Genomic DNA, 22,598 nt, shown 5'->3' on the forward strand with positions numbered 1-22,598 from the left:
ACCCTCTCGAGTAAAGGACCTTGGATATGTTTCGCACGATGATGAAGTCGAAGATCCACCGCGCGACGGTGACTCACGCCGATCTGCATTACGTCGGTTCGGTCACGGTCGACGAGGATCTGATGGATGCCGCCGATCTGCTCGAAGGTGAGCAGGTGTGCATCGTGGACATCGACAACGGTGCCCGCCTCGAGACTTACGTCATTGCGGGTGAGCGCGGCAGCGGAGTCATCGGAATCAACGGTGCGGCAGCGCATCTGGTCAAGCCTGGCGACCTCGTGATCCTCATTGCGTACGGCGTGATGAACGAACAGGAAATCAAGGAGTACGCTCCGCGCGTCGTGTTCGTGGACGCCGACAACAATCAGGTGGAACTTGGTTCCGATCCGGCGCACGCACCTGAAGGCTCCGGTCTGATCACTCCTCGCATGCTGTCGACCTTGGACGCCGAGCGCGAATCCAGTCTGGTCTAACCGTGCTGCTCACGGTCGATGTGCGGAACACCAACATCGTTCTGGGATTGTTCTCCGGGGTCGGTGAGTATTCGAAGTTGTTGCAGGACTGGCGGATGCGAACCGATTCGAGGATGACGGCTGACGAGTTGGCGTTGACGTTCCGCGGGCTGCTGGGGCAGCACGTCGATCAGATCACCGGCGTTGCGGCGTTGTCGACCGTGCCGTCTGTGCTGCGTGAGATTCGCGTGATGCTCGAGCGGTACTGGGGACATGTCCCGCACGTTGTGGTCGAACCAGGCGTGCGAACCGGGGTGCCGCTCCTGGTCGACAATCCCAAAGAGGTGGGCGCCGACAGGATAGTGAACAGCCTTGCTGCGCACTATCTTTACGAGGGTCCGTGCATCGTCGTCGATTTCGGAACGTCGACGTGTATCGACGTCGTATCCGCCAAGGGTGAGTTCCTCGGCGGCTGTATCGCACCGGGGCTCGAGATCTCGACCGATGCATTGGCGTCGCAGTCTGCCGCATTGCGGAAAGTGGAGTTGGTGCGTCCGCGTTCGGTGGTCGGAAAGAACACCGTGGAGTGCATGCAGTCCGGAGCGGTGTTCGGCTTTGCCGGCCTTGTCGACGGATTGGTACGACGCGTTCGTGAGGAGTTGCCGGAGTTCGGCGGCTCGGACGTCGCGGTTATCGCCACGGGAGACAGTGCGCCGCTGATCATTCCGGAATCCGCCACTATCGAGCACCTCGAACGGGATCTGACGCTCGAGGGTTTGCGGTTGGTGTTCGAGCGCAATCAGGCGCGTCGGGGATCGGGCCGTCGGCCGATAGCGTGACCTTGTATGTGTGACGCGCCTGTGTGACGCAGGAGATTTACTCCGCAGGTTTCGCGATCGCGGAAGTTGTGCCACAATGGTCAACGTGAATCGCTGCATGAGTGCTCAGGAGTGTTGTCGAGGCTGACCGCTGCCTTGACCAATTCACATCTCCTTGGAGCTAGCTCGTGCTACCCACATATTCTGCAGATCTCTCTGTTTTGACCCCTACGCTTGCATCTAGTCGCGGTGTTTCCGCAGGTAATGCTGCTAATCGCGGTTCGTCTGGACGGCGCCAGAACCGGGCGTCACTGCCCACTCGCTTGCGTCCGGCCGACCTTCTGCGCCTCACTGACGAGGGTGCCAACGGTGTTCTCGACGGGCGTTTCGATCACCTCATTCCCGAGGCGTTCCCGACGGTCGAGCGGTGGTCCACCCGCTTGTATGCCGACGACGACGTCGACGTCTGGCTCATCAGTTGGGTTCCGGAACATAACACCGAATTGCACGACCACGCAGGTTCGTTCGGTGCACTAACTGTTCTCAGTGGTTCGCTCACCGAATATCGTTGGGCCGGCGAAGAATTGGTGGAGCGTCAACTCGACGCCGGCGATCAGGCGGCATTCCAGCTCGGGTGGGTTCACGACGTCGTCTGGACGCAGCCGCAGCCCAACTCTCCGATCGAAATCAGCTCTGATTCACCAACTTTGAGCATCCATGCCTACTCGCCGCCCTTGACGGCAATGTCCTACTACGAAGTGACGGACAACAACACACTTCGACGCACACGTACCGAGCTGACCGACCAGCCCGAGGGAGCCTGAAAAATGACTATCGACCAGATGCTTGACGACGCCCGTTCGCAGATCGATCGCATGTATGTCTTCCAGCTCACCGAGGCTTTCCACCGCGGAGCAATCTTCGTCGACATTCGTCCGCAGGCGCAGCGCGCGATCGAGGGAACCCTTCCCGGCGCCCTCGCGATCGAGCGGAACGTCCTCGAGTGGCGTCTCGATCCCACCAGTAGCGCGCACCTCGCACTCGCGACAGACCACGACGTCGAGTGGGTGATCGTGTGCTCGGAGGGCTACACCTCCAGCTTGGCCGCTGCGTCGTTGCAGCAGCTCGGCCTGCGCAACGCCACCGACCTGGTTGGCGGATACAAGGCGATCAAGGCTGCAGGCTTGCTCGGTGCTCTCAGCGGAGTGCGTCATTGCACCCGTGAGTTGGCGGCGGTTTCCGCTCACTGACGTGCTCTGCTGTGCGCCTTTGTTAACCGCGGGCGGTTAACAAAGGCGCACAGCGAGTCTGGCGGTACATCTTCGGGCTCACTCCGTGATGGCGGGTGAACGCGGTCGTGAGGGCAAAGGGGCTCGAGTAGCCCACTTCTCGCGCGATCGACGACACCGTTCGTGCCGGGTCCGCGAGTAGATCCGCGGCCACGGACAGTCGCCACTCGGTCAGGTACCCAACCGGCCCGATACTCATGAGGTTGGTGAACCGGCGAGCAAAGGCTGCTCGCGAACTGCCGGCTTCCTGGGCCAAACTCGCGACCGTCCAGGGGTGCTCCGGCCGATTGTGTATGAGCCTCAAGGCATGCCCGACGACGGGATCTTCGTAGGCTTTGGTCCACCGCGGTGATCGATCCGGGTTCTCGGCGAACCAGGTCCGGACCGCTGAGATCAGGACCAGGTCCAGGAGCCTGTCCAACAACACCTCCTGCCCTGGTCCGTCGGAGGCGATCTGTTGCTCCAGAAGCGTTGTCATCGGCACGGTTTCGATGCTGTGTCGCACTACCGCGACAGGTGTCAGGCTGTCGAGGATCTGGCGGCTGACGTAGGAGTCCAAACGATATGTGCCCGTGAGCATGACGGTCTTGCCGCTTGTCGAGTTGCCCCACGTACGAACTCCGAGCGCTGACATGTCCTCGAGTGGTGTGCCGTCGACAGTGGCGCAGTTCTGCGCTTCGTCGATGAGTACGTGGATCGGGGTGCCGGGTTGATCAGCGACTGTATACGGATCAGGACCTCGCAGAAGTGCCACGTCGCCGGCCCCGAGATTCTCGGTCTGCCCGGCGTCGGAGACGACGACTGCGGTGCCGCGAACCAGAACCAGTACGGTGACGGGTGCATGGTCCTCGATACGTAGTGACCACGGCGGATCGAGCAACGAGCGCAGCAGAAATGCACCTTCCGCTCGGGATCCTGCCAGCATCATCGACAGTGCATCCATGATTCGACGGTAGACGCTGGCGTATGTTTTTGCGATCTTCGACTATGGATCGTATTGCCGTCGCGCGGTCGAATGAGTTCATGACTTCAACAAGTGAAATTCAATCGGCGGTAGTGATCGGTGGTGCCGGCAAGACCGGTGCGCGCGTTGCTCACAGGCTCACGGCGGCGGGAGTGTGGACTCGAACCGACCTCCCCGGTCGAATCCTCGAGGTGACAGGTCCGGAGTTGCTGGAAAGTCCCGCACGCGATTTCACTACTTTTGCCGCCGAGACCGCTCGAACGGGGGTTTGGTCGTGAAGAAGTCCGAGATCATTCTGGAGCTGCTGGTCGGCGGGACGGCGCTCGGCGCGCTCGTCGCCGGCGGTGCGTTGTTTGCGTTCTCTTCCTTCGTGATGCCTGCCCTGCGATCGGTGGATGCGCAGACTGCGATCACGTCGATGCAGGCGATCAACGTCGAAGCGCCACGGAGCGCCTTGATGCTGCCGCTCATCGGATCAGCGCTGACTGCACTCCTCGCCGGAATCTGGGCATCGATTTCCAGACCGAACGGCTGGGTGCTCGCTGTTGTCGGCTGCATCGGGGTACTCGCGGCGTTCGCGGTGACCGCGATCTACCACGTCCCGCAACGACGCGTTTGCCTCGGTCAGCGCTACCGACGCAGCCGCATGGGCGTCGTACGAGGCGGCTTGGACTCTGTGGAATCACGTCAGGGTCGGGCTTTACGTGCTGTCGGGAATCGTGCTCGCGGCGGCCGCGGTGCTACCAGCAACAAACGCGGTGGACACGGCCCAGTAGTCTTGTACCCCGTGAGTGATGTAGAAGCCCAGCCAGTCGACGACACCCCCGAGCAGCTCCGTATCCGGCGCGAGAAGCGTGAACGGATCCTCGCGCAGGGGCAGGAGGCGTACCCGGTCTCGGTCGATCGCACCCACACGCTCGCGCAGATCCGCGCAGAGTTCCCGGAACTCGAAGCTGACACCGCTACCGGCGTGATTGTCGGCGTCGTCGGCCGCGTCATCTTCATGCGCAACACCGGCAAGCTGTGCTTCGCGACTCTGCAAGAAGGTGACGGCACCCAGCTGCAGGCCATGATCAGCCTCGCCGGCGTCGGCGAAGAGGCACTGGCCGCCTGGAAGTCCGACGTCGACCTCGGCGACTTCGTCTTCATCCACGGTGAGGTCATCAGCTCCCGTCGCGGCGAGCTCAGCGTGATGGCCGACGCGTGGCAGATCGCATCCAAGGCGCTGCGGCCCCTGCCGGTCGCGCACAAGGAGATGAGCGAAGAGTCCCGCGTGCGTCAGCGCTACGCGGACCTGATCGTTCGCCCCGAAGCCCGCGACAACGCCCGCAAGCGTGTTGCTGTCGTCCGCGCACTGCGCAATGCGCTCGAGAGCCGCGGCTTCCTCGAGGTCGAGACGCCGATGCTGCAGACGCTGCACGGCGGCGCGGCAGCTCGCCCGTTCGTCACGCACTCGAACGCTCTCGACATCGACCTGTACCTGCGTATCGCGCCGGAACTGTTCCTCAAGCGTTGCGTCGTCGGCGGTATCGAGAAGGTCTTCGAGATCAACCGAAACTTCCGCAACGAAGGCGTCGACTCCACCCACTCGCCCGAGTTCGCAATGCTCGAGACGTACGAGGCCTACGGCACGTACGACGATTCCGCGAAGATGATTCGTGAGCTCGTCCAGGAAGTTGCGCAGGAAGCATTCGGCACTCAGGTCCTCACCCTCGCCGACGGTTCCGAGTACGACGTCAGTGGCGAGTGGCAGGTTCTCGAGATGTACCCGTCGTTGTCGGCGGCCATCGGCACCGAGGTCACCCCGGATACGACGGTCGACGAGCTTCTCGCTCTGGCGGAGAAGGTCGGCCTCGAGGTTCCCAAGGACAAGGGTTACGGCCACGGCAAGCTCGTCGAGGAACTGTGGGAGCACCAGTGCGGCGATCAGCTGTACGTGCCGACGTTCGTCCGTGACTTCCCGGTCGAGACGTCGCCCCTGACCCGTGATCACCGCAGCAAGAAGGGTGTCACCGAGAAGTGGGACCTCTACATCCGCGGATTCGAGTTGGCGACCGGCTACTCCGAGCTGGTCGACCCGGTCATCCAGCGTGAGCGTTTTGTCGACCAGGCGCGTCTCGCATCCGCTGGCGATGACGAAGCGATGGTGCTGGACGAGGAGTTCCTCGCCGCGATGGAGCAAGGCATGCCGCCGACCACGGGAACCGGAATGGGAATCGACCGCCTGCTGATGGCGCTCACCGGCCTCGGTATTCGCGAGACGATCCTCTTCCCGATCGTTCGTCCGTCTGCTCGCTAGATTTCCTGAAAAGGGTTCGGCCACACAGTGTTGCGGCCGAACCCTTTTCTGTCCCCGGAGGGATTGTTCGGCGGCTCAGCCAAGCCAGCCCACCGCGCTGTCCGCGGTCCCCTCCGTCGAGGCCGTAGCCACGCGAAAAAAGTGCTCGCGACGATCGATCCGCGTTCCATGACCGGCCGCCACGCACTGTTCGCGGACACGGCGCTGCCATCTGCGGGTGTCGTACAGGTGCATACTCCAGCCATGGATGTTGATTTCGACTTTTCCTGGTCACAGTTCCTCTGGAGTGTATTTATCTTCGTGGGTGTGCCCACCGTGATCGGCGCCGGCATCATCCGGTCTGCCTTGCGATCAGAGCAGGCCGGACTGCACCACACCCCGGGCCGTGATAGTTCGGCCGAGACATATACGGGCAGTGGCAGGTTGGGGCTGTGGGCAACCAGTCTGATCGCGTTTCCCCTGGGATTCCTGTCCTGTATGGGTTGGCTGAGTTGGTCTGCCGACTACAACGGAGAGTTCCGCGGCCCCGGCCTACCGTCACCGAACCAGTTCCCCACCTGGCAAGTGATCGCCTGTGGAATAACGACGGTGCTGGTGTGTCTCGCCGCGGCTCACCTCTCTCGCTGGGCGATGGCCGGCGGACTCGCAGCCGCCGCGGGCACGGCCGCAGGGTTCACGACTGCATTCAGCGTGAACGCCAGCGCCGATGTCACCGGCCAGGCAGGAGTGGGCGTGGTGCTCTCGGAGATCGGGTGGGGTCTCGCTCTGGGCGTGCTGATGCTCGCTCGGGGTGCTTGGCTGGCCAATAGACGCAGCCGGCTGGCTGCACGTTTCCAGCAGTAGCGGTTGTCCCAAGGCCAGGACGGTATTCGGGTCTGCGAACCAGACACAAGAAGCCTCGTCGGAGCACAGGCCTCAGCTAACATGCCATTTTCAACTACCAGGACTGTGCCATTTACCGCTGAAATTCACAGCCTCCACCCATATGGGGCGGAGGCAACTTTATTCGGGGACTGTCTCACCGATCAATGCCCCGGCAACGGACGGGAGTGAGACGCAGAAACGTGCGCACTCCATTGGGACTGTCGCAGATCCACAGAGCGGAGTCCCTTCTTCCAAGGGCCCGGACTCTCCCACGGAGCCAACGCCGATTCGCTGTTCAACGGGCACTCTTCGAGCAGAATTCGTCGAACGTCGACTGATTCGCCCGAACCCGCTTGGCGAGGTCGGTAGCATCCCAGACCGACGGCAGGCGCACGTTCATCGGCTTGGCATTGTGGAACATCATCAGCGCTTGATCTTCGGGGCATCTCGCGAATCTCGTTGAGCGCCATCACCGGAACCGATCTCGGTGCCGAGCACGGGTCGCGGCAGGTGTACTCGTTCCGGGTGCCCATCAACAGCGACAGCGCGGCCAACTCGCTTTCGTCACCGAGACTGGACCGTACCTGCCCGAAACGTCGACGGGTGATCTCGATCAGGGGTGGGTGGAATCAACACATTGTGGGCACGTTTTCCGGAAACTGATTGATAACGCGTTCTAGTTTGTTAGCGTCTGCACGGTTCGTATCTGCCGTCAGAGGAGTCGATCGTGCGCAGAATCAGGGTGTTCGGGGGAGCGGTTCTTGCCGCGATGATGCTCATCGGAATCGGGTCCACGGCGTCGGCGCAGGTGCCGTTGCCCGTGCCCACTGCGTTTCTGGCCGGCGTTCCCCAGGAGCTGGGCAATCCTGGCGGTTCGGCTCCCGGGTCCAACGACTTCTCTTGCAGGCCAACGGAACAGCATCCTAATCCCGTTGTGCTCGTGCACGGCACGGGTGGAAACAGGCAGACCAACTGGGCCACTTATTCGCCGCTCCTCGCCAACGAGGGCTATTGCGTTTTCGCGCTGACCTACGGCAACTTTCCGGACCAGCCGTGGCCGCTGTCGGCGATCGGTGGGATGCAGGAAATTCCCTCCAGTGCAGCGCAATTGGCTAGCTTCGTCGATCAGGTTCTGGGGGCTACGGGCGCATCGTCGGTGGATCTGATCGGACATTCGCAGGGCACGATCATCAACGGCTATTACGCGAAGTTCCTCGGTGGGGCCGACAAGGTGGACAACATCGTGTCTGTGGCGCCGCTGTGGAAGGGAACGCTCGGAAATGAGCAGGTCAGCATCGGGCGCTCCATGCGTGATCTCGGGGTATCCGAGGCGGCGCAGGCCGGATTCCCGATCTGTAAGGCCTGTTTGAACATGGGTGCGGGATCGGAGTTCATCGAGAATCTTCGTGCCGGTGGCGTTTACGCGCCGGGTGTTCGGTACACGAATATCGCGACGCGATACGACGAGCTGGTTCTTCCGTACACAAATGGTCTCGAGACTGGGCCGAACGCCACCAATATCGTCGTCCAGGACGGTTGTGAGCAAGACATCTCCGATCACCTCGCCATTGCAGCATCGTTGCGCGCTGCGGCATTTGCTCTCAATGCGCTCGATCCGCTGCACCCGCGACCGGTACCGTGTAATCCGGTGTGGCCCATCGTGGGTTGAGCAGAGCGTGGAGGCGTGCGATGGGCATACGGGCGGTAGCCTGCGCGGCGGTTGCGGCAGCAGTACTGGGGGCTGCTGCGGCGCCGGAAACAGCGTCGGCGACCCCACCGCCGGCGAGCGCAGCGCTGCCCGTCCCGTTCGGCTTCGCCGGCGGTATTGCGCTGGAAGCGCTCAACCCCGGTGGCTCGGCACCGGGAACCAACAACTTCTCGTGCGTACCTTCGGTGGCTCATCCCGATCCAGTGGTTCTCGTTCACGGAACTGCGGCAAACCGTCAGACCAACTGGGCGGTACTTGCACCGGTTCTCGCGAATGAGGGCTACTGCGTTTTTGCACTGACGTTCGGGAATCGGTCCGACCTGCCATGGCCGTTGTCGGCGGCAGGCGGCCTCGCACCGCTTCCGGAGAGTGCGCAGCAGTTGTCGGACTTCGTCGACGACGTATTGGCGGCAACGGGTGCCTCGACAGTCGATCTCGTCGGACATTCGCAGGGGACGACGGTCAGTGGCTACTACACCAGGTTCCTCGGCGGTGAGGGCAAGGTCTCGAAGATCGTGTCGATCGCTCCGCTGTGGAACGGCTCCGAAGTCGGTCCACCGAAAGGCGTCGGCGGTCCGGATTTCGACAATGCGAGCTTTGTGTCCGAGCTGCGTGACGCGGGTGTTTATGCGGATAGTGTCGAGTACACCAACATCGTGACGCGCTACGACCAAGTTGTGGTTCCGTACACCAGCGGAATACTCGCGGCGTCGAATGCGTCCAACATCGTGGTGCAGGACGGTTGCGAGCAAGACCGGTCGGACCACATTGCCGTGGTGGCGTCGCAGAGAACGGCGGTGTTGACGCTCGAGGCTCTCGATCCGTCGACGGCCCGGGAAATCCCGTGTGATCGAGTGCTCCCGGTAATCGGCTGATTTCGACGTTGAACTCGATCTGCGTACCTGTTCGCTTCAGGCGTACAGGAACCGGGAAACGATTGCCGGAGCTGCGACGTTGTGAGATGTAGGTAAGCCGGTATCCCCTGCCAATCGGGTGGAGGAGCAGCAGGTGGACTTCGAGCCCTCTAGAGTAATAAGTGGGGTCGTGCAACCTCAGTCGATTCGTAGGCGTGATGTCTGCTGACCGGCGAGGCGATCAGTCTGTAGTGCCGGAGCGAAACGCGGCGACCAGGGACGAGACATCCGGTCTCGAACCTGCCCGCCGGAGAGTGTGAGGGAGAGCGATGTTCGAGAGGTTCACCGATCGCGCGCGGCGCGTTGTTGTCCTGGCTCAAGAAGAAGCCAGGATGCTCAACCACAACTACATCGGTACGGAGCACATCCTCCTCGGCCTCATTCACGAGGGCGAAGGTGTTGCCGCCAAGTCGTTGGAGTCGTTGGGTATCTCCCTCGAGGGAGTCCGCAGCCAGGTCGAGGAGATCATCGGCCAGGGCCAGCAGGCTCCGTCCGGTCACATCCCCTTCACGCCGCGTGCCAAGAAGGTCCTGGAGCTGAGTCTGCGCGAGGCGCTGCAGCTCGGACACAACTACATCGGCACAGAGCACATCCTGCTCGGCCTCATCCGCGAGGGTGAGGGCGTAGCAGCGCAGGTTCTGGTCAAGCTCGGTGCCGATCTCAACCGCGTCCGCCAGCAGGTTATTCAGCTGCTGTCGGGCTACCAAGGCAAAGAGCCCACCGAAACCGGTGGCACCCGCGGAGAGGCCGGCACGCCGTCCACCTCGCTCGTGCTCGACCAGTTCGGTCGCAACCTGACGCAAGCTGCCCTCGAAGGCAAGCTGGACCCGGTCATCGGCCGCTCGAAGGAAATCGAGCGTGTCATGCAGGTTCTCTCGCGTCGTACCAAGAACAACCCGGTCCTCATCGGTGAACCCGGTGTCGGTAAGACCGCTGTCGTCGAGGGCCTGGCTCAGGCAATCGTCAACGGTGAGGTCCCCGAGACGCTCAAGGACAAGCAGCTGTACACGCTCGACCTCGGGTCGCTCGTGGCCGGTAGCCGTTACCGCGGTGACTTCGAAGAGCGCCTGAAGAAGGTTCTCAAGGAGATCAACACTCGCGGCGACATCATCCTGTTCATCGACGAGCTGCACACTCTCGTGGGTGCGGGCGCGGCCGAGGGCGCTATCGACGCGGCCTCCATCCTCAAGCCCAAGCTTGCCCGCGGTGAGCTGCAGACCATCGGTGCCACCACTCTCGACGAGTACCGCAAGTACATCGAGAAGGATGCCGCTCTCGAGCGTCGTTTCCAGCCCGTTCAGGTGGGCGAGCCCACCGTCGAGCACACCATCGAGATCCTCAAGGGTCTTCGTGATCGCTACGAAGCTCACCACCGTGTGTCCATCACGGACGGCGCTCTCGTGGCAGCTGCGACGCTGGCCGACCGCTACATCAACGACCGTTTCTTGCCGGACAAGGCGATCGACCTCATCGACGAGGCGGGCGCGCGAATGCGCATCCGTCGGATGACTGCACCGCCGGACCTGCGCGAATTCGACGATCGCATCGCCGACGCGCGTCGCGAGAAGGAGTCCGCGATCGACGCGCAGGACTTCGAGAAGGCCGCGAACTTGCGTGACAAGGAGAAGACCCTCGTCGCTCAGCGCGCTGAGCGTGAGAAGCAGTGGCGTGCGGGCGACCTCGATGTCATCGCCGAGGTCGACGACGAGCAGATCGCCGAGGTTCTGGGCAACTGGACCGGCATCCCCGTCTTCAAGCTCACCGAGGAGGAGACCACTCGTCTGCTCCGCATGGAAGAGGAACTGCACAAGCGGATCATCGGCCAGGAAGAGGCAGTCAAGTCCGTCTCGAAGGCGATCCGTCGTACGCGTGCAGGTCTGAAGGATCCCAAGCGTCCCTCGGGCTCGTTCATCTTCGCCGGCCCGTCCGGTGTCGGTAAGACGGAGCTCGCGAAGTCGCTCGCCAACTTCCTGTTCGGTGACGACGACGCTCTGATCCAGATCGACATGGGCGAGTTCCACGACCGCTTCACCGCTTCGCGTCTGTTCGGTGCCCCTCCCGGGTACGTCGGATACGAAGAGGGCGGCCAGCTCACCGAGAAGGTGCGTCGCAAGCCGTTCAGCGTGGTGCTGTTCGACGAGATCGAGAAGGCACACCAGGAGATCTACAACACCCTCCTGCAGGTGCTCGAGGACGGCCGTCTCACAGACGGTCAGGGTCGTACCGTCGACTTCAAGAACACGGTGCTGATCTTCACGTCCAACCTCGGTACGTCGGATATCTCCAAGGCTGTCGGCCTGGGCTTCAGCTCGGGAACGGGCACCGGCTCGAACTACGAGCGCATGAAGCTCAAGGTGCACGACGAGCTGAAGAAGCACTTCCGCCCCGAGTTCTTGAACCGTATCGACGACATCGTCGTGTTCCATCAGCTCACGAACGATCAGATCGTTCAGATGGTGGACCTGATGCTGGCTCGCGTCGAGGCTGCGCTCAAGAACAAGGACATGGCCATGGAGGTCACCGACAAGGCCAAGTCGCTTCTGGCCAAGCGCGGATTCGATCCGGTACTGGGTGCGCGGCCGCTGCGTCGCACCATCCAGCGCGAGATCGAGGACCAGATGTCGGAGAAGATCCTCTTCGGAGAGATCGGACCGGGACACATCGTGCTCGTCGACGTCGAAGGCTGGGACGGCGAAGGCTCGGGCGAGGACGCGAAGTTCACGTTCACGCCTACGAAGAAGCCGATCGATGTGCCGGACGCACCGCCGATCGAACTGTCCAAGGCAGGCGAAAGCGAAAGCGCCGCAGAGTAAGTAGTACAGAGCAGTAAACGAGAACGGGCGGCACCTTTACCGGTGCCGCCCGTTCTGTGCATCACGGGGAAGGCATACACATGAACGAGATCGAGATGGGCCATCTGCGTCGCTGCGTCGAATTGGCCACGGAGGCATTGGCCGAGGGTGACGAACCGTTCGGATCGGTACTTGCTGCCGCTGACGGGACATTTCTCGCGGAGGACCGCAATCGAATTGCGGGCGGCGACAGCACCAGGCATCCGGAATTCGAGTTGGCGCGGTGGGCCGCGCAGTATCTGACTCCGGAAGAGCGCTCGACGGCAACGGTATTCACCTCCGGCGAGCATTGCCCGATGTGTTCCGCGGCGCACGCGTGGGTGGGATTGGGCCGGATCGTGTACATCTGCTCCTCAGCACAGTTGGGCGAATGGCTCACCGACTGGGGAGTGGCTCCGGCGCCGGTGAAGTCGCTGCCGATCAACGAGGTGGCGCCGAACATTCCTGTCGAAGGTCCGGTTTCGGAGTTGGTACCGCAGGTGCAAGAACTGCATCGGAAGTTGCATTCTCGGAGCGTTTGAAGGCGGACATGAGTTTCGGGCGGCACCTCGCTGGAGGTGCCGCCCGTAACTGTGTTCGCCCGTAACTGTGTTCGCCCGTAACTGTGTTCGGTCAGGAAACTGTGTCGACTGCTCGAACCTTCTCTCGCAGTTCGCCCTTGACGACCTTGCCGCTTGCATTGCGCGGCAGTGCTTCCACGACGACGATGTCCTTGGGGTGCTTGTACCTGGCCAGTCGATCACTGAGGAAGGTGCTCAGTTCCTCGATGGTCAGGTCTACAGCCGAACCTGGCGCCATCGCGATGATCGCGACCGGAACCTCGCCCCATTTGGCGTCGGGGCGCCCGACGACTGCAGCTTCGACTATCAATTCGTGCTCGTACAGAACGTTTTCGACCTCGGCGCAGTAGATATTTTCGCCGCCGGAGATGATCATGTCCTTCTTACGGTCGACGACGTACACAAATCCTTCGTCGTCGACTCGAACGAGATCGCCGGAGTGAAACCATCCACCGTGGAAGGCGTCAGCGGTGGCCTGGGGGTTGTTCCAGTACTCGCTCATCATCGTGGGCCCACGGTAGACAATTTCCCCGATGTCTCCTGCTGCGACGTCGTCCATGTTCTCGTCGACGACCCTGGCCGAGATGGTCGGGATGACCCGGCCGACTGATCCGAGCTTACGGATGGCGTCTTCACCGTCGAGAACGCAAGTGATGGGGGACATTTCGGTTTGCCCGAAGACTGCGACGTTGAACGCGTCTGGGAAGGTTTCGGCCATTGCTCGCAAGATCGTGTCGGACGACGGTGCGGCACCCCAAGAGATGTTCTTGAGCGAAAGTGCTCGGGGTTGCGCCTTCTGAACTGCGCACACGGCCTGCCATTGCACAGGCACGAGGAAGAGGCTCGTGACTTTCTCGGCTTCGAGGATGTCGAGAAGCTGACCGGGGTCGAAAGCGCCCACCGGGTGGATCACCGTCGTAGTGCCGAGTTGCAGGCTGGGTGCGATGGAACCGAGGGCGGCGATGTGGAACATCGGCGAGGCGCAGAAGCCGATGGAATCGGCGTTGAACAGGTGGAAGGCACGAATGCAGGTCAATGCTTGCGACGCGAGGTTGGAATGGGAGAGCACGGAACCTTTGGGGCGTCCGGTCGTTCCCGAGGTGTACATGATGAGCGCCGGTGTGTCGTCCGGTACGTCGACGAACGCGTGCTGCTCGCCCGCTTCGCTGATCAAGTCCTCGTAGTTCAGGCTGTCACCCTCGGCGGGTGCGCCCACGGTGATGGAGATGTCGATGCCCTCGGACGCCGCGCGGGCCGCGCCGGCCAACGGAGCCAACGGGCCTTCCGCAACAATGACTTTGGAGCCCGAATCGTTGACAAGGTAGGCGACCTCGGGTGGGGTCAGGCGGAAGTTCACCGGAACAGCGATCGCGCCCAATGCGTTGGTGGCAAGAACGACTTCGAGGTATTCGGGGCGGTTGAGCATCAGGATCAGAACGCGGTCGCCGAAACTGACGCCGCGCCGGGAGAGCGCGTCTGCGAGTCTTTCGACGCGTGTGTCGAGAGTGCTCCAGGAGATGGAATTGCCCAGGAATCGCAGTGCGGTGCGATCGGGAATCATCTGCGCGTGCCTGGCGACCTGATTGTTCCAGTTGGTGCGGCGTGAACGCTGCGCCTCGGAGACTGCATCGGTGGAGGGCATCTACTGTTTCCTCTCGTGAATCACTTGAAGTGGGGTGCGCGTTTCTGGAGCATTGCTGTTGCGCCTTCGGCGAAGTCGGCTCCGACAAGAAGTTCTGCTTGACCAGCTTTTTCGAGTTCCAGGGCTGAGTCGATGCGATCGAGTGTTGCGGCGTTGAGCGCGGCCTTGGTGAGTTGAAGAGCGCGGCGGGGCGCTGCGCTGGTGCGCTTCGCGACGGACTCGATGTGTGCCGCGAACTGATCGTCGGGAAGGGTTTTGGCGACGAGTCCGAAATGCGCTGCATCCGTTGCGGACAGGCGCTCACCCAGCAGGAGCATCTCGGCGGCTCGCGCCCGGCCGATCGCTGCCGGAATCAATGCACTGGCGCCGCCGTCGGACATGAGCCCGATGTTGACGAAAGACATGAGGAAGTAGGCGCTTTCGGCAGCATAGGTCAGGTCTGCGGCGAGAGCGATGGAGACGCCGACACCCGCGGCAGGCCCGTTGACTGCGGCTATCACGGGCACAGAGGTGCTGGTGATAGCGCGGATCGCGGCATTTGCGGTGTCCATGACGATCTGGGGGTCTGTCGGATTGGTGGTGACAGCGGCGAGGTCTGCTCCCGTGCAGAAGGCGCGGCCTGCACCGGTGATGACGATGGTCCGTACATCCGGTTTGTCGCCGGCGTCGGTGACCGCGTCGATGAGACTTTTCATGGTCTCGAAGTCGGCTGCGTTCATGCGTTCGGGACGGTTGAAGGTCAAACGCAGGATGCCGTTGTCGAGTTCTGTCAGGAGACCGGCTGTGGACGACGTCATGACGAGCTCGGGAGGGCGGTACAACACAGGCGAATCATCAGCACACAACTTCCTTCTCGCGGTCGATCGGGTGAAATGTGTTCCGTTGGTGTAGAACGCAACTCGTGCTGCAGGAGAGATCATTCGGTGATGAACTTTCCTGCGAGATTGTGCGAATATCGGTTAACATAACACCTCGAGTGGCAGTGTCAAGGGTGTTCGGAGAATCCGATACGGTATCTGTGAAACGACTGGAGGGTTCATGCCGGGACGCACACGCGTCGTCGCACGCGGCGATGAATCCACTTCGCGTACGCGGCCGAAGAATCGCAAGGCGCAGATCGCGGCGGTTGCGGCCGAAGCATTCAGTGAGCGCGGGTACCACGCGGTGGGTATCGACGACATAGCGTCCGCAGTCGGGGTGTCGGGGCCGGCGCTGTACCGTCATTTCCCGACCAAGTACGCCTTGTTCGTTCACGCGGTCGAAAACCTGTCCCGGGCACTGCTCGATGCGGCCGGTTCGGCGCACTGCAAGAGTGACGATCCACGACAACAGTTGCAATCCGTCATGGTTGCAGTCATCGGTGTCACCCTCGAGAATCGGCGTAGAGGTGCCCTTTATCGTTGGGAAGGCCGCTACCTCGAGAAGGAGGATCGCGAGAACCTGCGCCGCGAGGTGCATGCGTTGCGCCGACGGGTATCCGAGCCGTTGTCCGCGGTCCGTCCGGAGTTCGATCGCGCCGATCTCGACCTCGTCACGTCGGCGATCCTGAGTGTGATCGGTAGTGTCACGGCGCATCGATCGGCATTGCCGTCCAAGCAGATCGAGTCGTTGATGCTCTCCATCTGCTGGTCGGTGATCGATATGGAACTCCCGCCGAGAGTCCCGTCGGCGGTGCCGTCGTCAGGTGTCAGGTCAATTCCGGGGCTCGTCCGTACATCGAAACGTGAAGTGCTGCTTCACGAAGCAGTTCTGCTGTTCTACGAACGGGGGTATCACGAGGTCAGTATCGAGGAAATCGGAGCCGCCGCCGGAATCACCGCGTCGAGTGTGTACCGGCATTTTCCGAGCAAGGCGGACCTACTCGCTGCAGCCTTTCACCGGGCCTCCGAACGATTGTCCGAGACGCTGGGCTCTGCCCTGGCGGAATCCGAGACTCCGTTGCAGGCAGTACACACACTCGCGGAGCTGTACGTTGCCGTCTTCTTCGCTCAGAGTGAGCTGCTTGTCGTCTATTTCGCGGAAGTCGGAAATCTGCCTGCTGACGCACGCAAGGAGCTCCGGAAGATCCAGCGACGCAACGTCGAGGAGTGGGCGCACCTGTGCGTCGACGCCCGGCCCGAACTCACTGTCGCGGCGGCTCGATTTCGTGTTCACGCGGCACTGGGATTGGTTCTCGATGTCGGCCGCGTCGTCCGATTCTCGGAAGCCGAACGCGTCGCGGCACTTCTGTCGGTGACACTTCTCGGATAGTCGCGGGTAGATTTCGAGTGGCAAGGCGTTTCAAGAAATCCGTACACGGAAGTAGGGACACCCAATGCCAACTCGTACCGCACGCACCGCCTGGAACGGCACCCTGGAAGCCGGATCGGGGCAGGTGGAACTCACCAGTTCCGGTGTCGCGACGTTCGACGTGTCATTCCCCAAACGAGCAGCCGACGACGCCGGCGGGACCACCAGCCCTGAGGAACTGATCGCGGCAGCGCATTCTTCGTGCTACGCGATGCAGTTGTCAGCGCTCATCGCCGAAGCCGGCGGAACTCCGCAGAGCCTCGATATCACTGCTGACGTCTCGTTGGGCCCCGACACTGTCGGTTTCAAGCTCACCGGAATCAAGCTCACCGTTCGCGCCGAGGTCGACGGCCTCGACGCCGACGGTTTTGCCAAGGTCGCGCAAGCGGCGAAGGAAACCTGCCCGGTCAGTAAGGCTTTGACAGGCGTCGACATCACCTTGGATGCAGCGCTGGACTGATTTTCTCGTGCTCGGGCGCCCCCTCCGGCGCCCGAGTGCGGTTGTGTGTGATGACCAGGTAGCTCGCGAACAGTATCGGGAGCACCCACAGATCCGAGGGATCGCGAAAGACCAGGATCGGCAAGATGTCTCCGCGTAATCCTCCCGCAGCCCAACGGAGAAACCCGATCACCCACTCGTACGCGTCGCCGACCGGCGCAACCAACTTCACTGCGGCAAAGCCGATTCCCGTGACTGCGATGGACCAGGCGATTGCTGCTCGACCTACCAGGCTGCGTCTGAGCACCTCGAGAACCGAGAGAAGAAGCAGTGGAAACAGGAACACTCCGGCGATGTCGGACAGCTTGCCCGTCAACGTGTTCCCGAACGCGTCCTTGAGCACGTGGTCGTTGATCAGAACGGTCGCCACCGAAACCAGCGCCCACGGACTCAGCAGCAGATCGCCCGGACGGTTCACGACAGGTTGATGGTTGCCGAGCCGGACGAGAACAGATCGCACTTGAACTGAAGACGCAGACCGGTGGCGGCTTCGGGGACCTCGTACGCCAGTTCGCCCCGCTTGGCTGCGCCCGGCGCGAGCTCTCCGTCGACGCTCGACGTGCTGCTGTCGGTGAACGTGATGTTGTACGACTTGTTTGCCGAGTCCTGCAGTTCGAAGCACATCATCGACGACACGGCCGCGGGCTTGTCGCTGTTGTTGGTGACTTCGGTATCGATCACGACGTAGCGGCTTCCGGGATCAGCGGTGATGAACTGATTGGTCGAGACGTACGGATCGACGACGCCGTGTACCTGGACGCGCCAGTCACCGAGTTCGACGACGTCCCCGACGCCGAAAGCGGCAGCGGGTGCGGCGGTCGAACCGCTGTCGTCGACCTTCTTCGCTTCGTCGGTCTCGCCTGAGGCGATGGTTGCGAACAGGGCTGCGCCGACGGCGAGGACAGCGAGGGGAGTGCGGAGTGATCGCATGATGTGTGCCTTTCGAGAGCGGATATGGCACTAGTCAACGATGTCGGGGATGCCCTTCGCGTCAGCCGAAAGATCGGGGTGTCTCCTCCTTTCGGTCGGTGTTCGTGCGCGTGGTCGATCTATCGGCTGATTCGAGTAGTCGGTGGTGGTCGATACGCTTGCTCGGTGATCACTACCCGAGGAACTGCTGTGCGGCGACGCGTATGGACAACCGCCGCTGTCGCGTTCAGCATTTTCTGTTCGATCATGACGGCGAGTATCGCCGGCTCGTCGGGAAATGTGCCACCGGTGCTGGTCGGCATCGGGTTTGTTCTGGGCGCGACCGGTGGGATATCGCTGGTGTGGCGCCATCAACGTCCCTGGGTGGTTCTGGCGATCACGCTGGTCGGTCCTCTGCTCTTTCCGACAGACGCGACGGCAGCGCTCATCGCGTTGTTTGCGGTTGCTCGAATCGCCCGCGGAAGTCGATTGGCGGCCGCATCCGCTGCCGTGTACGTGGCATGCGGAATCTCCTTGACCTACGACGCTTTCCGGGATCGCGAGTATTCGGTGCTCACGATGGGGACGCCCATGCCGAAGGACGGCATCGAGCTCGAGCAGTACGACCTGGCGTTGTGGATTCCCTGGTTGGTCGCGGCTGTGATGGTTGCCGTCGTGCTGGCGCTCTCGCTGCTCGTTCGTACCAGAACCGAACTCGTCAAGGCCGTGCACGTGCGGGATCTGGCGACGGAGCAGACCGATGCGATGCGCGACGAGATGATTCGCACCGAGGAACGCACCCGGATCGCCCGCGACATGCACGATACGATCGCGGCCAGTTTGAGTCGAATCTCGTTGTTTGCGGGCGGGTTACAGGTCAGTGCAGCCGATAATCCGGAGAAGGTCGTCAATACCGCGGCCATGATCCGAACCACGGCACACGAGGCTTTGGACGAATTGAAGGGCATCGTCGGAGTGCTCCGGGGAAGTGGTGATCGTCGTGAGCACGGTGGGCACCAGGGGATCGATGCGATCGGTGATCTGGTCAACGGTGCTCGGGCGGCCGGTATTCACTGCCGTCTGGAATCCGAATTGCTTCCGGGCGACGTAGGAATGTTGGCCGGTCACGTGTGTTATCGCGTCGTGCAGGAAGCACTCACCAATGTTCAGAAGTACGCGAGCGATCAAATGCTCGTCATCACCGTGAACGGCTCACCACACGACGGAATTCGGATACTGGCACGCAACAAGCTCAGCGACCTACCCCCGATGACGTCGATCGGTTCGCGTTCGGGTCTGCGCGGATTGGCCGAGCAGGCCCGCGAAATCGGCGGCAAGGTCGAGGCCGGCGCTCTGGGGGAGGATTTTCTCGTCAGTTGCTGGGTGCCCTGGTTCGCTTAAATTCTGTCGGTGGCGCTCGGTAGCCTTAACTCACCATGGACACAGACTCGCGGGTTACTACGCTGATCGTCGACAACGACGCCTGGGTGCGGCGCGGGATGAAGGACATCCTCGAAGCCACACCGGACATCGTGGTGGTTGCGGAGGCCGAGGACGGCGATCAAGTGTCCGCCAAGGTCACTCGGTTTCGCCCCCACGTGGTGTTGATGGATCTCAAGATGGCTCGAGTCGGGGGCTTGGAAGCAACTCGTCAGCTGATGTTGATGCCCAATCCGCCCAAGGTCATCGCGATGACGGCATTCGACGTCGACGGCCTGGTCATCGCTGCAGTCGAGGCCGGCGCGCACAGCTTCATGCGGAAAGATGCTGCACCGGAAGCCTTTCAGCAGGCCGTGCGTGTCGTTGCAACCGACCACGCATTGTTCAGTCGGGATTCCCTACGGGCTATCGCCGAGTCCACTCCCCGTGAACCTGCTCGGGATCAGAGCGCGTTGGCGGTGCTCACGGACCGTGAACGCGAAGTTCTGGCGCAGTTGGCCACAGGTCTGGGAAACAGCGAAATCGCGGAGCGTATGTATCTCGGTGAAACGACGATCAAATCGCACGTCTCCTCGTTGTTCTCGAAACTCGGAGTCAACAATCGGGTGCGTGCGTCGCTGGTTGCGTACCGGTGTGGTCTTGTCTCGTAGCGTGACCTTTGTTGCAGTCGTGTGGTGTGAGGACTAATCCCGCACGTGGTGTTGTTGCACCTTCGGTGACTGATCAAATTGTGATTGACCAAGACGTGACCATCGAAGTATGGTCGGACATCGCTTGTCCGTGGTGCTACATCGGAAAGACCAGGTTCCTTTCGGCCCTGGATCGTTTCGAGAACAAGAACCGCGTCAACGTCATCTGGCGCTCGTACCAGCTGGCTCCGGAGACTCCGGTGGGCGAGGGACGCACCGAACTCGACGCTTTGGTCGAGATGAAGGGAATGGCGCCTGATCAGGTACGCCAGATGTTCGCCCACGTGAGTGCGACGGCCGCCGAAGTCGGATTGACTTTGGACTTCGAGACCGTGATCGCCGCCAACACTTTTGATGCGCACCGACTGCTGCATCTTGCCGGTGAGCGACAGAACGAACTCCTCGAAGCGCTGTTCAAGGCCCATTTCAGCGACGGGAAGGTGATCGACGATCGCGAGGTGCTGGTAGATCTGGCTGTCAGCGTCGGCCTCGACGCCTATACTGTTCGTGAACAACTCGACTCCGATGCGGCCGCCGAGGCTGTACGCGAGGATCTGTCCATGGCCCGCCAGCTCCAGGTCAGCGGCGTTCCGTTCTTCGTCGCCAACCGTGCGGTCGCAGTGTCCGGCGCCCAGCCAGAAGAGGTGTTCCTGCAGTTGCTCACGCAGGCTTCCGAGCCGGCCTGACGGTCACCGAGATCGTGTGCGATCTCGGCGACCGGAGTTCCGAGGCTCTAGTTCTTCCAGGCTTCGTCGAAGAGCATGATGCCGTCCATGCTCTGCTGCACTCCGTGCACGTTCTTGTTCCACACATCGAGCATCGGGGCATTACCCCAGACCTGCCACGGCACGGTTTCGTTAGCGCGTTCCTGGATTTTGGCGAGGACGGCTTTCTTGCCCTCATCTGTCGTAGCGATGCCCAACTCGTCCAGCAGGCTATCCATTTCCGCGTCGGAGTAGCCCGTAATGTTGTTCTTGGCACCAGTTTTGTTGTTGGTGTACAGACGCTCGAACGGATCCGCTTCACTGAGGCTCAGCGCGCCGGTACTCATGTCGAAATCGCGGTCTGCGTACAGACGCTTGACCAGATCGCCTGAACTCGTGACATATTCGATCTGCGCGTCGAAGCCGACTGCATTGAGCATTGCCTGCACCCCGAGAGCTGTTGCCTGCGCGGACGGCTCCTGGATCGAGAGGAACGTAATCCTGCCGTCGTAACCGTCAGCCTTGGCTTGGCCGAGCAGTTCTTTCGCCTTGGCCGGGTCGACACCGATGGGTGCGACGTCGTTGTGCCAGCGCGAGGTGTCCTGGAAGATCACCTGGCCGGGCAGACCCTTGCCGTTGTTGACACGGGTGTTCAGCGTTTCCGGGTCGATGGCAAAAGCTATCGCCTGACGGACGCGCACGTCCGATCCGGGGCGACCCGGAGCCATGTTCACGTTCGAGATGTACCCGAGCGAAGGAATGTCGATGAAGCCCGGGTTACCGTTCTCGATCAGGTCCAGGATCGGGGCGAGCGTGCGCATGTATGCCACGTCGATGCCGCCGGTCTCGAGCGCCTCGGCCGTGGGCTGAGCGCCGACGATACTGATCAGCTTGAGCTTGTCGATCATAGGTGCGCCGCCGTAGTAATCGGGACGAGCCGCCAGGACCAGTTCTTCGTTGGGCGCGAACTTCTCGAGGGTGAACGCGCCGGCGCCGATCGGCGTGAACGTCTCACCCTGCTGAGCGGTCGGGGCAACGATCAGACCTGGTCCGGTAGCGAGCATCGACTGAATGCCGGTCCACGGATCGACGAGGTTGAAGACAACCGTCGATGCGTCCGGGGTGTCCATCGAAGCGACCTTGGCGGCCCACAGATTTGACTGCGCCCCCTTGTTGGTGACGTAGCGGGTGATGCTGTCGGTGACGGCCTTGGAGTCGAAAGGTGTTCCGTCGCTGAATGTCACGCCGTCACGCAGTTTCAACGTCCAGGTCTTGCTGTCGACGCTCGGCTCGAGCGACTGTGCCAACTGCGGCACGAACTTCTGCTCGATGGGGTCGTAGCGCACCAGCACGTCGTAGATCGCACTGAGCTCGGTGCCGCCCGTGGCGCCGGCAACCTGGGCCTTGGCCGGATCCAACGTGGTCACGGCGGAGTAGCCGCTGAATGTCAAAGTGCCGCCCTTGGTGGGTGTGCCGGGATCGGCTTGCTTATTGACCATGCCGATCTCCAAGGAAGAACTCGATTCCGCGGACTCGCCGTCACCACCGGTCGAGCTGTCGGCGCACGACGCCAGGAACACGCTTGCGGTGATCGCCACACCGATAGCAGGCAATAGACGGCGGCCTCGCGACTTGTGATTCGTTCGGGTTGCTCCCGAAAGTCGCTCAATCGGCTCCGTGCGCGACCGCACTGCTTGTCGTTCCAC

At 61.9% G+C, this 22,598-nt stretch carries 23 protein-coding genes; 16 read left to right on the forward strand and 7 right to left on the reverse strand.

Going from position 1 to position 22,598, the window contains the following annotated elements; genetic code table 11:
- Nucleotides 1–26: 26 nt before the first annotated feature.
- The 4 genes from panD (at nucleotide 27) to ACFRFQ_RS10380 (ending at nucleotide 2,520) form a co-directional block, all read left to right on the forward strand.
- A complete protein-coding gene (panD, locus tag ACFRFQ_RS10365) occupies nucleotides 27–473 on the forward strand; it encodes an aspartate 1-decarboxylase (RefSeq protein WP_138871676.1) in 447 nt (148 codons plus the stop codon).
- 2 nt (nucleotides 474–475) lie between these two features.
- Nucleotides 476–1,291, forward strand: a complete 816-nt coding sequence (locus tag ACFRFQ_RS10370; protein WP_138871677.1) for a type III pantothenate kinase — start codon at nucleotides 476–478, stop codon at nucleotides 1,289–1,291.
- Nucleotides 1,292–1,581: 290 nt separating this feature from the next.
- Nucleotides 1,582–2,094, forward strand: a complete 513-nt coding sequence (locus ACFRFQ_RS10375; RefSeq protein ID WP_378657394.1) for a cysteine dioxygenase — start codon at nucleotides 1,582–1,584, stop codon at nucleotides 2,092–2,094.
- Nucleotides 2,095–2,097: 3 nt separating this feature from the next.
- Entirely contained in the window at nucleotides 2,098–2,520 is a 423-nt protein-coding gene (locus ACFRFQ_RS10380) for a rhodanese-like domain-containing protein (protein WP_378656510.1), read from the forward strand.
- 22 nt (nucleotides 2,521–2,542) lie between these two features.
- On the opposite strand, the gene ACFRFQ_RS10385 is transcribed toward ACFRFQ_RS10380, so the two are convergent.
- The gene (locus tag ACFRFQ_RS10385) at nucleotides 2,543–3,502 is read right to left on the reverse strand and encodes an AraC family transcriptional regulator (RefSeq protein WP_378656513.1); all 960 of its coding nucleotides are present in this window, start codon (nucleotides 3,500–3,502) and stop codon (nucleotides 2,543–2,545) included.
- Between the two features lie 80 nt (nucleotides 3,503–3,582).
- Between ACFRFQ_RS10385 and ACFRFQ_RS10390 the strand changes: the two genes are divergently transcribed.
- From ACFRFQ_RS10390 to ACFRFQ_RS10400, 3 genes are all read left to right on the forward strand, one after another.
- Nucleotides 3,583–3,801: a hypothetical protein gene (locus ACFRFQ_RS10390; protein ID WP_378656516.1), complete on the forward strand. Its 219-nt coding sequence runs from the start codon at nucleotides 3,583–3,585 to the stop codon at nucleotides 3,799–3,801.
- Nucleotides 3,802–4,310: 509 nt separating this feature from the next.
- Nucleotides 4,311–5,822 carry a lysine--tRNA ligase gene (lysS, locus tag ACFRFQ_RS10395; RefSeq protein ID WP_033236329.1) on the forward strand — a complete coding sequence of 504 codons (1,512 nt, stop codon included), beginning with the start codon at nucleotides 4,311–4,313 and terminating at the stop codon, nucleotides 5,820–5,822.
- Nucleotides 5,823–6,065: 243 nt separating this feature from the next.
- Nucleotides 6,066–6,665, forward strand: a complete 600-nt coding sequence (locus ACFRFQ_RS10400) for a hypothetical protein (protein ID WP_378656519.1) — start codon at nucleotides 6,066–6,068, stop codon at nucleotides 6,663–6,665.
- Nucleotides 6,666–6,981: 316 nt separating this feature from the next.
- On the opposite strand, the gene ACFRFQ_RS10405 is transcribed toward ACFRFQ_RS10400, so the two are convergent.
- Nucleotides 6,982–7,110, reverse strand: a complete 129-nt coding sequence (locus ACFRFQ_RS10405) for a hypothetical protein (protein ID WP_378656522.1) — start codon at nucleotides 7,108–7,110, stop codon at nucleotides 6,982–6,984.
- A gap of 303 nt (nucleotides 7,111–7,413) precedes the next feature.
- Between ACFRFQ_RS10405 and ACFRFQ_RS10410 the strand changes: the two genes are divergently transcribed.
- The 4 genes from ACFRFQ_RS10410 to ACFRFQ_RS10425 all read left to right on the forward strand — a co-directional run bounded on the left by ACFRFQ_RS10410 (nucleotide 7,414) and on the right by ACFRFQ_RS10425 (nucleotide 12,681).
- A complete protein-coding gene (locus ACFRFQ_RS10410) occupies nucleotides 7,414–8,355 on the forward strand; it encodes an esterase/lipase family protein (protein WP_378656524.1) in 942 nt (313 codons plus the stop codon).
- Nucleotides 8,356–8,375: 20 nt separating this feature from the next.
- Nucleotides 8,376–9,269 carry an esterase/lipase family protein gene (locus ACFRFQ_RS10415; protein ID WP_378656527.1) on the forward strand — a complete coding sequence of 298 codons (894 nt, stop codon included), beginning with the start codon at nucleotides 8,376–8,378 and terminating at the stop codon, nucleotides 9,267–9,269.
- A gap of 308 nt (nucleotides 9,270–9,577) precedes the next feature.
- A complete protein-coding gene (locus tag ACFRFQ_RS10420; RefSeq protein ID WP_378656529.1) occupies nucleotides 9,578–12,121 on the forward strand; it encodes an ATP-dependent Clp protease ATP-binding subunit in 2,544 nt (847 codons plus the stop codon).
- 80 nt (nucleotides 12,122–12,201) lie between these two features.
- A complete protein-coding gene (locus ACFRFQ_RS10425; RefSeq protein ID WP_378656532.1) occupies nucleotides 12,202–12,681 on the forward strand; it encodes a nucleoside deaminase in 480 nt (159 codons plus the stop codon).
- A 91-nt stretch (nucleotides 12,682–12,772) separates the two neighbouring features.
- Here the strand turns inward: ACFRFQ_RS10425 and fadD5 are convergent, their stop codons facing one another.
- Together fadD5 and ACFRFQ_RS10435 are read right to left on the reverse strand one after the other, a co-directional pair.
- On the reverse strand, nucleotides 12,773–14,362 hold the full coding sequence (gene fadD5 / locus ACFRFQ_RS10430; protein WP_378656535.1) for a fatty-acid--CoA ligase FadD5: 1,590 nt from the start codon (nucleotides 14,360–14,362) through the stop codon (nucleotides 12,773–12,775).
- Between the two features lie 20 nt (nucleotides 14,363–14,382).
- The gene (locus ACFRFQ_RS10435; RefSeq protein WP_378656538.1) at nucleotides 14,383–15,159 is read right to left on the reverse strand and encodes an enoyl-CoA hydratase; all 777 of its coding nucleotides are present in this window, start codon (nucleotides 15,157–15,159) and stop codon (nucleotides 14,383–14,385) included.
- A 241-nt stretch (nucleotides 15,160–15,400) separates the two neighbouring features.
- On the opposite strand from ACFRFQ_RS10435, the gene ACFRFQ_RS10440 reads away from it, so the two are divergent.
- Together ACFRFQ_RS10440 and ACFRFQ_RS10445 are read left to right on the forward strand one after the other, a co-directional pair.
- Nucleotides 15,401–16,612, forward strand: coding sequence for a TetR/AcrR family transcriptional regulator (locus ACFRFQ_RS10440; RefSeq protein ID WP_378656541.1), 1,212 nt, complete (start codon nucleotides 15,401–15,403; stop codon nucleotides 16,610–16,612).
- Nucleotides 16,613–16,676: 64 nt separating this feature from the next.
- A complete protein-coding gene (locus ACFRFQ_RS10445) occupies nucleotides 16,677–17,111 on the forward strand; it encodes an OsmC family protein (RefSeq protein WP_138871691.1) in 435 nt (144 codons plus the stop codon).
- Here the strand turns inward: ACFRFQ_RS10445 and ACFRFQ_RS10450 are convergent.
- The gene (locus tag ACFRFQ_RS10450; RefSeq protein ID WP_378656544.1) at nucleotides 17,086–17,568 is read right to left on the reverse strand and encodes a hypothetical protein; all 483 of its coding nucleotides are present in this window, start codon (nucleotides 17,566–17,568) and stop codon (nucleotides 17,086–17,088) included. The genes ACFRFQ_RS10445 and ACFRFQ_RS10450 overlap by 26 nt on opposite strands.
- Nucleotides 17,565–18,080 carry a DUF4352 domain-containing protein gene (locus tag ACFRFQ_RS10455; protein WP_378656547.1) on the reverse strand — a complete coding sequence of 172 codons (516 nt, stop codon included), beginning with the start codon at nucleotides 18,078–18,080 and terminating at the stop codon, nucleotides 17,565–17,567. The genes ACFRFQ_RS10450 and ACFRFQ_RS10455 overlap by 4 nt, the downstream gene beginning before the upstream one ends.
- Nucleotides 18,081–18,104: 24 nt before the next feature.
- Between ACFRFQ_RS10455 and ACFRFQ_RS10460 the strand changes: the two genes are divergently transcribed.
- From ACFRFQ_RS10460 to ACFRFQ_RS10470, 3 genes are all read left to right on the forward strand, one after another.
- Entirely contained in the window at nucleotides 18,105–19,460 is a 1,356-nt protein-coding gene (locus tag ACFRFQ_RS10460) for a sensor histidine kinase (protein WP_378656550.1), read from the forward strand.
- A gap of 35 nt (nucleotides 19,461–19,495) precedes the next feature.
- Nucleotides 19,496–20,149, forward strand: coding sequence for a response regulator (locus ACFRFQ_RS10465; RefSeq protein WP_378656553.1), 654 nt, complete (start codon nucleotides 19,496–19,498; stop codon nucleotides 20,147–20,149).
- 95 nt (nucleotides 20,150–20,244) lie between these two features.
- On the forward strand, nucleotides 20,245–20,874 hold the full coding sequence (locus ACFRFQ_RS10470) for a DsbA family protein (protein ID WP_378656556.1): 630 nt from the start codon (nucleotides 20,245–20,247) through the stop codon (nucleotides 20,872–20,874).
- 47 nt (nucleotides 20,875–20,921) lie between these two features.
- Here the strand turns inward: ACFRFQ_RS10470 and ACFRFQ_RS10475 are convergent, their stop codons facing one another.
- Nucleotides 20,922–22,490: an ABC transporter substrate-binding protein gene (locus ACFRFQ_RS10475; RefSeq protein ID WP_378656559.1), complete on the reverse strand. Its 1,569-nt coding sequence runs from the start codon at nucleotides 22,488–22,490 to the stop codon at nucleotides 20,922–20,924.
- Nucleotides 22,491–22,598: the final 108 nt, after the last annotated feature.

This window comes from Rhodococcus sp. NPDC056743, from assembly GCF_042790355.1.
In the GTDB taxonomy this organism is placed as follows: domain Bacteria; phylum Actinomycetota; class Actinomycetes; order Mycobacteriales; family Mycobacteriaceae; genus Rhodococcus_F.